Origin of the sequence: Imperialibacter sp., assembly GCF_040222815.1 — a bacterium.
In the GTDB taxonomy this organism is placed as follows: Bacteria; Bacteroidota; Bacteroidia; order Cytophagales; family Cyclobacteriaceae; genus Imperialibacter.
Map to the genome: position 1 here is coordinate 104,549 of NZ_JAVKCH010000037.1, position 10,335 is coordinate 114,883.

General features: G+C 45.2%; 3 protein-coding genes. All 3 read right to left on the minus strand.

Annotated features, from left to right (window positions below; all coding sequences use genetic code 11):
- Positions 1 to 158 precede the first annotated feature (158 nt).
- The gene (locus RIF36_RS18730) at positions 159 to 4,655 is read right to left on the minus strand and encodes an ELWxxDGT repeat protein (protein ID WP_350127112.1); all 4,497 of its coding nucleotides are present in this window, start codon (positions 4,653 to 4,655) and stop codon (positions 159 to 161) included.
- Positions 4,615 to 9,369, minus strand: coding sequence for a choice-of-anchor D domain-containing protein (locus RIF36_RS18735; RefSeq protein WP_350127115.1), 4,755 nt, complete (start codon positions 9,367 to 9,369; stop codon positions 4,615 to 4,617). The genes RIF36_RS18730 and RIF36_RS18735 overlap by 41 nt, the downstream gene beginning before the upstream one ends.
- A gap of 182 nt (positions 9,370 to 9,551) precedes the next feature.
- A partial coding sequence (locus RIF36_RS18740; protein WP_350127118.1) for a T9SS type A sorting domain-containing protein occupies positions 9,552 to 10,335 on the minus strand: 784 nt, incomplete at its 5' end.

Genomic DNA, 10,335 nt, shown 5'->3' on the forward strand with positions numbered 1-10,335 from the left:
ACATTCATCTCAAACATAGCCATCTTTGGGTCTAAACATAGCTATGTTTGAGATGAATTGTAGCTATAAATGAAGTCGATGATAGCTATGATTTTGGAACGGCGCCTTGAGAGCAATAAATCACTCTTTTTTTGGCCATAAGCTGGCCTGCATATTGCCTAGTTCTTAATGATTCTCCACGTGCTGGATAGCTCTCCATTTGTAAGGGTAAGCAGGTAGGTTCCAGCCGACATCCCATCAAACGGGATTTCAACTTTTCCTTGCTGGCTCGTCAAACGTCCTTCCTTGACCTTTTGACCGGTAGTAAGTGTCAGGGCATAAGACACCTGAGTGATGCTTCCTGGTAATTCTATTGAAATGAAGCTCTCCGTAGGGTTGGGATACACCTTGATTAGCGCAGTTAGCTCATTCCCCAACCCCGTAACCTCTTCCACCACCAGCGTCCTAACGACCCCCTCTGCCGCCAGGTAGTTTTCATCGCCTCCCTGGGTAGCTGTTATGGAAGTTGTACCACTTCCGGTTATGGTCAAAGTTGCTCCTTCAATAGCGGCAATTGTCTCATTTTCAGATTGGAAGGCGACATGCAAGCCAGAAGATGCCTCAGCTACCAGCTCTATTGGTTCGTCGTCGGATTGCAGGATTGGCAGCTCATCGAAAGTGATGGTTTGTGGTGCCTTGGCAACGGTTAATGTTTGTTCAGCAGAAGCGGTGTTGTAATTATCGTTGCCAGCTTGAGAGGCTGTGATGGTTACTGCCCCGGCTTTTACTATCGACGCCGAATTACCTTCAACGCTAACCACAGCTGGGTCTGACGAGGAGAAAGCAACTGGCAAACCAATAGAGGAAGAAGCTGAAAGTTCGAAAGCAGGGTCGCCATACGTTTTGGTGGCCAGTGGTTCAAAAGTAATGGTTTGACCAGCCTTGTTCACCACAAGCGACTGCTCCGCAGAAGCGGCGGCCAGGTAGTTTTCATTCCCGGTTTGGGAGGCGGTGATAGTGGCTGAACCTGGCTTGAGGAGGCTGACATTTGTTCCTTCCACTTTGGCCACGGTTGCGTCACTTGAGGCGTAGGCCAGCGTAAGGTCTGAAGTAGTTGAAGCCGAAAGCGCAAAAGGCTCGTCACCAAATGTCTTTGCTGGGAGCGCTTCAAACGTAATGGTTTGGGCTGCTTTGTTAATGGTCAATGTCTGTGTGGCAGAGGCACTGGAATAATTGTCGTTGCCGACTTGAGAGGCGGTGATGTTAACAGCACCCGCTTTTAAGATGGAGACTGTGCTCCCCTCAACGGAGGCCACAGATACGTCACTTGAGGAAAAGGTTACATCGAGGCCGGAGCTGGCTGTGGCGGATAGCTCGAATGGAGCATCTCCAAATGTTTTTTCTGGAAGGGTTTCGAAGGTTATGGTTTGTTCAACGCCATTGATTGTTAGCGACTGTTGTTTTGAAGCAGCCAAATAAAGGTCATTTTCCAGCACTGAGGCCGTGATCATAACAGTTCCAGCTTTGTGGATAGTGACGGTCTTCCCTTCGATGCTGGCTATTTCGGCATCGGAAGGAGAAAACGAGATTTCCTGGTCTGAGTCCACTGAAGCCATGAGGTCGAAGGGTTCATCGAGGATGGTTTTCGTGGGGAGCTCGGAAAAAGATATTACTGGGTCGGCTTTGGCGCCGGTGCCAGTCAATTCGATTTCAATTAATGGATTGTTCTCATCATTGGTCAAGATGAGTAAAGCAGCAGAGCGAGCACCTGCACCTTTTGGCGTAAAAGTAATGCCAACTTCGCCAGAGCTATTCGGATTTACTTTATCTGAAATCGAAGAAAGGTCGAGCTCAAAATCTTCCGGATTGGTGCCCGCCAGGTCGAATTTGAATGAGCCTGTGAATATGAGAGGGATGTAACCAGTGTTTGAAATTTTTATTATCTGTTTCTCCGACTGATTATTATAGCTGGTTTGCTCGAAGTCAACAGGAAAGCTTGACTGTTGCGGTAACCCGCCAAACTCAAGCCCAACGGTGGCAAACAATATAGGGAGGCGCCATGGAGTCCGAACGTTATTTTTTTGAGCCTCCAGATATAGATTTTTCCCTTGCTGGGTTAGATTCGTCACATTGTAGAGCCCTCCTCCGTCAACATTATAATCATAGATCGGCTCAAATGAGTTTATTGAACCGTCGGTTCTATATAGATAGTTATCTATCGACAAGTACAGCAGGTCATCGATGATAAGTGACGAGTTTATATTATGATAGCTTGGCCCGTTGTGGATAACATCATACGTGCCATCCTCTCGAAAAGAATAATAGTTAATTTCATTCCCTTCTACTCTCACGTGAAGAGCCCTTTCGCCAAATCCGATAAACGGATAATGAACTGGGTAGAAAACATCAGTTTCAAAAACAAGCTCGGTATTTTCTGCCGTTCCATCGGTTTTGAAAAGCCCGTAGGTGTGATCTTCGAAGGCGACAGAAAGGAATAGTGTTTGTCCAATTTGGTAGTGCTTGATATGGAGGGCGTTTTTTTCAAACTCAACAAGCTCGTAGGTTCCCCCTGACGAGCCGTCAGAAAACCATATTGAAGATTTGTTTGATGCGTTTTCAGCTAGGAATAGTAGTTGTGAGTCGAATATTGTAAAATCCCGTGGCTTAGAGTTGTTAGATCCGGGATTGATGTCTTTTATCAGCGTTGTGCCTTCAGGTGTCAGGTCACTGACCCAGAGCTCATAGCCATTTGATTGATCATTTGCTGAGAAGAAGTACTTTTCGTTAAATTTTTCAATGTGAAAGTCGTCATCGTCTGTGTCAAAGGCATCGTCTTGGTCGGGGGCAATATCAGTTATTTCATAAGTTCCCTCCGTTGTGCCGTCAGACACCCATAGTTCACGACCGGTACCTGGAGAATTTGCTGGAAAGAATAGTTTATCTCCTACGTTTCGTAAACTTATACCTCCACTTATCTCTTTTACAATTTCTAGTTTGTCATCGGAGTATTTTGCCAGACCAAGAAAGGCGCTACCTTCTATTCCTATATTCTTAACAAAAATGAAGGGCAAATCATTGTAGGTAACAAAATTTGAGAACTCAGCTAAGACAAGTGCACCGCTTTCAAAGGCTAATTGTTCAAGGTGGTCTTCCGATGAGGTTTTATATAGATTCGGTTTGCCTTGAGAGTTTATTCCAGATGTAAAGAAAAGACCTTCTGTTGTCACCGTGCTTGACTCCATTTGTATATTTTTATACTGGGTGTTAGCGTCTAAAAGCATCACTGTTCCAGATTCTGTGCCATCAGTCTTCCATAGCTCAGTCCCGTGTTTGTCGTCAGCAGCGGAGAAGAAAAGCTCCTCATTATATATGACAGGAGAAAGTGGGTAGCTTGAAATGATCCCTGGATAGATGTCTTTCAGTAGGGTTGTGCCTAATTCAGTTCCATTTGTTTTCCAAATCTCGTAATTGTGTTCTACATCGCTTGCAAAGAAAACAATGTCGCCATTTGGCATTTCATAACCTCCGATGGTGCCTCTCAAATTTCCATCTAAGGTTTTAACAAGTTCTGTTCCCGCAGCAGATCCATCGGTTTTCCATAGCTCGCTATCAAAAGAGAAATATATAATCTCTGAAATGGTCGGCATGGCTCTAATAATTTCCGTGTTTGAGCTCGACCAAACTTCTTCCAGAGAACCTGATATTAAATTGTATTTGAAAATACCGGTTGAATATAAACCTGATTCATACCATGTACCAATGACATAAAGTTCACCATCAATCAATCGAATATAGAACCGCTGGAATTCGTCTTCGGTTGTTTGAACTGTTCCTTCTTCAGTACCGTCAGTTTCCCAAAGTGACTGCTTCGAAATTGATGTGTTATAAAGTCGAAAATACAGTTTATTGTCGAGCGAAGTAACCTCACTTTCATCGTATTGTACGTAACCAACGCCATCAAAATCTTTGACTAAACTTGTCCCTTCGGACGTGCCGTCGGTTTTCCAAATTTCTTTACCATCTACTATTATATATAAATTAGAGCTGACCTGCTTATAAAAGAAGCCGATTAGTCCTGATGCACCTTCCTTGGTATCTATTAGAAGTGCTGTGCCTTCTTCTGTTCCATCCGTTACCCATAACTCATTTCCATTTATACCATCATTCGCTGTAAACAACGCTTTGCCGTTAATAACACAAATCGGATAGGAATTAGATCCCTGATTATGGGTTGGATTGATGTCCTTTAAAATCGTAATGCTTTGATCACTTGGGTCAAAAATAGCGGGCTCAGTATAGATAAAAGGCTCCTCATTGGAGTAAAAGTAGAAGTTGAAAACAAGCAGTTTGTTTCCAAAAGGCAAAAGTCCATTGACGGTCCCAGCCGATCCAACTGGGTTTTGAAAAGTAACTTCTTCTGTTCCATCTATTGTTCCATCGGTTTTGAAAATTGTGACGAAATTTCCTTTGCGTGCTAAGTAGTAACCTACACCCTCAAGCTCAACAAAGTTTGAGCCGCCTCCGCTTTCAGTAGGATGGTCCTCCAACAAAAGCTGCACAGGCTGTGGTTGAGCATTGGCTGTAATGCTCAAAAAAAAGAGCAAACCAAAAGCAAATCCTGCAAGCCTTCCTTGGTTAATTCTTTTTAATAACCCTAAAGGTAATTTTGGTGTCATCTTTTGAAATAGTTAGTAGGTAAATGCCGTCTTTTAAATTGCTGGTGCGAATAGCTGTTGACCCAGCCTTGTCTAAATAACCATTGGAAATTACTTCTCCACTAATCGAGGTGAGAGCAAATTCACCCTTCAAATCAGCGTTGTGTTTGATAAAAAGCAACTCTTGCACCGGGTTTGGGAACACCTCAAGTAGCCCAGCCAGGCCATTCTTCAACCCCGTCACTTCTTCCACCACCAGCGCTCTTGTTATCTCCTCTGCCGCCAGGTAGTTGTCATCGCCTCCCTGGGTGGCTGTTATGGAAGTAGCGCCGCTTCCGGTTATGGTTAAAGTTGCCCCTTCTATAGTGGCAATTGTCTCATCTTCAGATTGGAAGGCGACTGGCAAGCCCGAAGAAGCCTCAGCTGCCAGCTCTATTGGTTCGTCGTCGGATTGCAGGGTTGGCAGCTCATCAAAAGTGATGGTTTGTGACGCTTTGGCAATAGTTAATGTTTGCTCAGCAGAAGCGGCGTTGTAATTATCGTTGCCAGCTTGAGACGCTGTGATGGTCACTTCCCCGGCTTTTGCTATCAAAGCTGAATTACCCTCTACAATAATCACTGCAGGGTCTGATGAAGTAAAAGTAATGGGCAAACCGGTAGAGGAGGAGGCTGAAAGTTCGAAAGCAGGGTCGCCATACGTTTTGGTGGCCAGTGGTTCAAAGGAAATGGTTTGACCAGCTTTGTTGACAACAAGCGACTGCTCCACAGAAGCGGCAGCCAGATAGTTGTCGCTTCCAGCCTGGGAAGCGGTGATAGCCGCTGAACCTGGTTTGAGAAGTGTAACAGTTGTCCCATCCACTTTAGCCACTGTTGCGTCACTTGAGGCGTAGGCCACCGCAAGCCCTGAAGTAGTTGAAGCCGCAAGCGCAAAAGGAGCATCACCAAATGTCTTTGCTGGGAGCGCTGCAAATGTAATGGTTTGGGCTGCTTTGTTAATGGTCAATGTCTGCGTGGCAGTGGCGCTGGAATAGTTATCGTTGCCAGCCTGTGATGCAGTGATGGTGACAGAGCCTGCCTTTAAGATGGTGACTGTGACCCCCTCAATGGAGGCTATAGCTGCATCACTTGAGGAAAAGGTTACATCGAGGCCGGAGCTGGCCGTGGCGGATAGCTCAAAGGGAGCATCACCATAGGTTTTTTCGGGGAGGGGTTCGAAGGTGAGAATTTGTTCAACTCCATTGATAGTTAATGACTGTTGCTTTGACGCTGCGTTGTACAGTTCGGTTGCCGCCACCGAAGCAGTTATTGTGACGGTGCCAGCTTTGTGTATTGTTACTGTCTTTCCTTCGGTGCTGGCTACTTCGGGGTTGGAAGATGAGAAGGAGATCTCCTGGTCGGTATCTACTGAGGCAGTGAGGTCGAAGGGTGCGTCGCCATAGGTTTTTTCCGGAATGGCTTCGAAAATAATTGTTTGAGGCAGCCCCTCAATTGTCAGCGTTTGTTCCAAAGATGCAGCGTTGTATACGTCTGTTGCTTCGACGTAGGCAGTTATTGTCACCACACCCACCTTGTGAATTGTCACCAGCGTCCCATCGGTGCTGGCAATTTCCGGGTTTGATGAAGAGAAGGAAATGTCCTGATCCGTATCAACCGATGCCACGAGGTCGAAGGGCTCGGCGACGACAGATTTAACTGGCAGGTCGGCAAAGGAAACTATGGGATCAGCTTTTGTGCCAGTACCAGTCAACACAATTTCAATTAAAGGAGCGTTCTCATCATTGGTCAAGATGAGTAAAGCAGCAGAGCGAGAACCTACACCTTTTGGCGTAAAAGTAATGCCAATTTCGCCAGAGCTATTTGGATTTACTTTATCTGAAATCGAAGAAAGGTCGAGCTCAAAATCTTCCGGATTAGCGCCTGCCAGGTCAAACTTGAATGAGCCAGTGAATTTTAGGGGGATGTAGCCCGTGTTGGAGATGGTTATCACTTCTATTTCGCTGGCTTGATTGTAAACAGCATCATCAAAGCTTACTTCGAAACCTGAGCTCTGCTGCGTTCCCTTGTATTCTAGTTCGGCAGAAGAATGCAATATGGGTAGTCTGTAAATTGAAGTTATGCCGTCTTTTTCCCCTTGAAAAACAAGGTCTGACTTAAAGTTGAATGGATTATCTATTCTCTTGACACCGGAACTTTCAGTTAGGTCATAAAGAAGTGTAGTACCTTCTGCGCTGCCATCTGTCCCAAGCATAGTGCTATTAAGCAAGTTGTCCCCCTCCCAAAACAATAGGTAGTCGTCGACTACCGTATAGCCTCCGAGATAGCCTGTTTCTGAATGATATATTTGTTCGTTGCTTTCAGCTGATAAGCTAAAATAGTCGTAGCCATAGCCCTCACTTTTCTTTATATAAATGAGAGTTTCATTTAGCGGTATAAATGGATCTTCATTGGCTATATAAAACTGTCCCAAAGTTTCAACTAGCTCCGTGCCCTCTGAGGTGCCATCTGTTTTCCAGAGCTCGTAGAAGAAACTGTTGTTTCGGATAACATAGTACAACCAGTCTCCCAAGGTATGGTACTCAATAGCCCCAATTGTATTGGAATGATCGAAAAGACGTTGTGTGCCGATTTCAGTTCCATCAGTAACCCAAATCTCGTGTACTGCTGTCTCCTTTTCTGTTAAAAAAAACAGCATATCTTTGAATACATAGAAGTTTGAAGGAAGAGAACCCCATGGGCCGACCCTGATGTCTTTCAGCATACTGGTTCCCTCGTCTGTAAGATCACTTTTCCAAAGTTCCGGCCCATGTATACGATCATTTGCTGTAAAAAAGTAGCCTGTACCAGGGACGTATTCAACGCTTAAACCACTGCCTTCATAAGTGCCTGATGAAGTTCCACTGGCAATATCCTTGATCATTTTTACCGACTCAATCGTCCCATCACTCATCCACAACTCCCCTCCATATGCGGCCTCATCGTTCGAGAAAAAAGCGACACCATTCGCTATGCTAATATTAGTTGGGGAGATGGAAAGCTCGGCCACGCTTTCAAGGGTGCCGTCTTTAAAAAGAAAAAGATTTGTATGAATAGCGTTGTTTGTGACCTCATGTGCTTTGAAAATTATGGATTCTCCTAGAACCTCAAGGCTTGCAGTATAGTTAGTGAGGTAGGTATATGAGCCATTTCTTCCAATGGCTTTTAAGGTGTTTTCATCCGTTACATTCACTAGATTGGGGGCTTGGTTATTATCGAAGTCCCTTCCCAAATACAGAACGAGATCGTTGCCGACCGTTTCAGCATCCTTAATCGTCAAGCTTTCAGGGACAGTTCGTAAATCCCCTACAGAAATTGTCGTTTCGGGACTGCCCTGGGTGGCCCAAAGCTCTCTGCCTTTTTGTCCATCGTTTAGGGAAATGAAAGAGAAAGATTCTGAGGAAGATAAAAACTCGGGTCGGCTGGCTTCCAGACCAGGGTTAAAGTCCCTCAAAATGGACGTGCCCTCAGTTGTTCCATCCGATACCCAGATCTCGTGTCCAGATGCGTTACCAATAAATGTAAAAAGAAAACGGTTGTTGACAAAAGCGTAATTCCAGTTGTATCCAGAGGAGTTACTGGCTTCCAGGTCAGCAATTTTTATTGTACCTGGTTCGGTACCATCTGTTTTCCAAAGTTCATTCCCACCCTCGAAGAATATGCTCCCGTCAACCTCGGTTGAAATATTGTGAAGGTACTGAATTGGAATTGTTGCAACCAATTCAAGTTCGGCTGTCATGGTATTAACCTTGTAAAGGCAAGATTGTGTGGTGTTACATCTTTGCACGAATAATAGCTCATTGTTCAGCGTCCTTAGGTTGCTGCTTTGCAGGTTTTCAATTACTACCCCAGTACCATCTGGTGTGCCGTCTGTCTTCCAGATACTGTAACCACTACTTCCAACGATAAAAAAAACCTCATTACTAACAACATGAATCTCACGATCGGAATACCCTACAATTGCGTTGAACGGGGTAAAGTCTTTTATTAGAGTGGTTCCATCAGGGGTACCATCAGTTTTCCAAAACTGTTTGTTGTCGATGAAAAAGAAGAGGTTGTCTCCGACAGGCAAAAATTTGATGTTGTTGGAAACTCCTACAGCTCCGGGGTTTATGTCCACAAGGAGGTTTGTACCTTCACCCGTGCCGTCAGTTACCCAAATTTCTTGACCATGAATTCCATCGTTGGCAAGAAAGAAGACCTTTTCACCAATGGAGATAGGCTGTATTGATTGTGAAGAAGCCCATTGGCCCTGGTTAATATTTGCTAAAGGACTCATGGTCAGTGAAGTCAAGTCTAATATCGCTGGCTCATCACCTAGGATGATGTCTGATTCAAACACGATAAAGTCGAAGCCAAAAAGAAGGAGCTTTCCATCTACTGACGACATAGCCCTGATTCTTCTGATTCCACCGCCTACTTGCTGCCATCCGCCTGAAGGCAAAGTAAATTCAAGTCTAGATGTCCCCTCAGGTGTTCCATCTGTCTGCCAAATTTCATCGTCGTTAGCCACGAAATAATGCATCCCATCGATTTCCACCATGTCTCGTGGGTCGCTTGAAGCAGTTGGGTGATTTTCCAGCAATAGCTGTACAGGCTGAGGTTGAGCAAAAGCTCGATAGCTTCCGCCCAGAAGCAAGCAGAAGAGAAATATTAACTTAAGTGGCCTTTTAAGGCAGTCGGCCAAGTTATTTGGGGACATCGTGTCAACAATTAGGTGTGCGTTATAAATAAGCGCTTAATTGTGACAAAGGAAATGTTTTAAGTTGATAAATAATAGAAATAAAGAGGTCGCTGGTCAATTTATAGGCCCTCTGTATATCCCTGCAATAAAAAAGGGCCGGGAAACCGGCCCTTTTTTACTCAATAATGTGTTGTGTGGTTTTAGTTTTTAATTACCCGGAAAACTTCAGCGTAACTTTCACCGCTGATGTTGAGCAGGTACACGCCAGGACCTATGTCCTCCACGAGGATGTTCGTTTTGGATTGATCCAGATTTAGGTCACCATATTTCACCACTTGCCCGCTTATTTGCGTAAGCCTGTAGCTGGCTTTGGTGATATTATTGGGTAGTTCAATTTCAATATAGCTCTGTGCCGGATTGGGGTACACCTGCACTTTATCAGCTAAGTCGTCTCCAACACCTGTTACGGCCGGGGCTACTACCAGCGTATGGCTTACATCCTCTGCGGCCAGGTAATTGGCGTTCCCAGTTTGCCTGGCAGTAATTTCTATTTCGCCGGCTGCCAGCACCTCAAGGATAGTTCCGGTTACTTTGGCAATATCAGGATTGCTCGACACAAAGGTTACTGCCAGGCCAGAGGTGGCTTCGGCCACAAGTTCGACAGCCCCATCGCCAGACTCTACATCAGGCACATCAAAAGTGATTGTTTGGGCGGCTTTGTTGATCGTTAACACGTGCTCCACACTGGCTGCCGAGCTGTAGCTGTCATTTCCGGGCTGGCTTGCTTTCAGTGTTACCGTCCCGGCACCCAGTATGGTCACAGTCGATCCTTCGATCATAGCAACGCCAGGCTTGGAGCTGGTTAGCGTCACCGGTAAGCCCGAGCTTGACGAGGCAGCCAGCTCAAATGTGTCATCCCCAAAAGTTTTGCCTTCTGGTGCTTCAAAGGTTATGGTTTGAACGCCTTTAGATATGGTAAGCAGC